We start from the raw sequence: 1,482 nt of genomic DNA on the forward strand, positions 1-1,482 counted from the left end.
CAATTAGTGGACGGCGACAAGGTTACGACGCGTAAGACGATTTCGGGCACTCACACCGGGTCGCTGTTTGGCATAGAGCCGAGCGGTCAACGGCTCACGATCGACGTGATCGATATAGTGCGCGTGCGCGACGGCCAGTACGTCGAGCATTGGGGGCTCAATACGCTTGCCGCTGTCATTGCGCGCTTACGCGAGGGCAGCTAGACATGGCCGACGAACGGCAAGCGCAACTGCGGCGAACCAAAGCCGACAATGATGAAGTGATGCGGCTCGCGGAATCACTTCGCGACGTCGTGGGAAGTCTTGTGCGGGCGGTGCGCGAGCACAGCGGCACACGGTCCACCGCGCAGAACGAAACTCTGGCGCATCTGGAGCGAAGCGGACCTGTCAGCATATCAACGCTTGCACGAATCAGAGGGGTAACTCATCAGACAATGCGCCTCATTGTGATGAAACTTGTCGATGCCGGGCTGCTCAGTTCGACACAGGATGTCGAAGATGGACGCGCCTATCTGGTGCATCTGACATCATCAGGCAGAGCGCAACTGCGGAAGGAGAGGAAGGTAAGAGCAGATTGGCTAACCGCTGAGCTTCTGTCAAAGACGAGCGTTGAAGAGCGCAAGTTGCTTGGAGACGCCATCTTGGTACTGCGCAAGATCGCGCGGATTTCAGACAACAGTTAGCCAGATGCCAGATTATGGTTAGCATCACTTTTCCTGCCCGGCTGCATCCTCGGCCGTCTCTTTTGATGGATGGCTCATTTGGGTCCGCCTCCCGCCGGGCCACATGGCTCGCGGGCCCCGGCGCGACATGCTCTTTCCACGAGACGCTGAGCGGCGGGGAACAGTCACTCAATGCGAGCGTCTGAATCGCCGACGATCGGCAACGCCCGGCCTTACGTTGCACGCAGGACTTCGAACAGCAAATCTGGCGCACTGTGTGAATCGGAAAGCAGCAATGACGACGGTGTTCGGAGACGCGACCGAGATTTCAGGCTGGCCCTCGCTTCATCGAAGCTTGAAGCGAGCCTTGGGCTCAGCTTCGTTTTACGGCGACAGACGATTTTCTTCCCTCGTCCGATGTCTTTCAGTCCGGTGCGAAGCAGGTAGAGGCCGTTTAGGGAACCACTTCCGTCATCTATAGGTTATAAAAAGTTCGCCGTTGCCGACATCCCCACAGATCAACTGGCCATCGACCGGGCGAGCGGCTCATTGACGCACTCGCGGCGCTGCCTGACGCCTTGCTGCTTACCGTAAGCGGTCGCTTCGATTGACGTGCGCCTGTGTCTACGATATCGACAGACCTCGCTCCGCTCGTTTGCCCGTTGCTGCGGCAACTTACCGGAGTAATGCGGCGGCCATCAGACGCCGTCCGCGTTCGGGTTATCGACGCATTACCGGTCGGATTGCCGACAGATTGCCGGGGTTTCAACTGCCGTTCAACCAGATAACTAGGCGGAAAAGGCAGAGATATCGGCAAGCA

General features: G+C 58.2%; 2 protein-coding genes. Both read left to right on the top strand.

Annotated features, from left to right (window positions below):
- The coding region (locus F757_RS0129770) for an ester cyclase (RefSeq protein ID WP_027214515.1) at positions 1-204 on the top strand (204 nt) is incomplete at its 5' end.
- 2 nt (positions 205-206) lie between these two features.
- Positions 207-683, top strand: a complete 477-nt coding sequence (locus F757_RS0129775) for a MarR family winged helix-turn-helix transcriptional regulator (RefSeq protein WP_232221484.1) — start codon at positions 207-209, stop codon at positions 681-683.
- Positions 684-1,482 lie beyond the last annotated feature (799 nt).

This window comes from Burkholderia sp. WSM2232 (assembly GCF_000472545.1).
Lineage (GTDB): Bacteria > Pseudomonadota > Gammaproteobacteria > Burkholderiales > Burkholderiaceae > Paraburkholderia.

What these genes read in the sequence shown, in the direction of transcription:
- F757_RS0129775 (WP_232221484.1), top strand. Translation starts at nt 207, where the DNA reads ATGGCCGACGAACGGCAAGCGCAACTGCGGCGAACCAAAGCCGACAAT.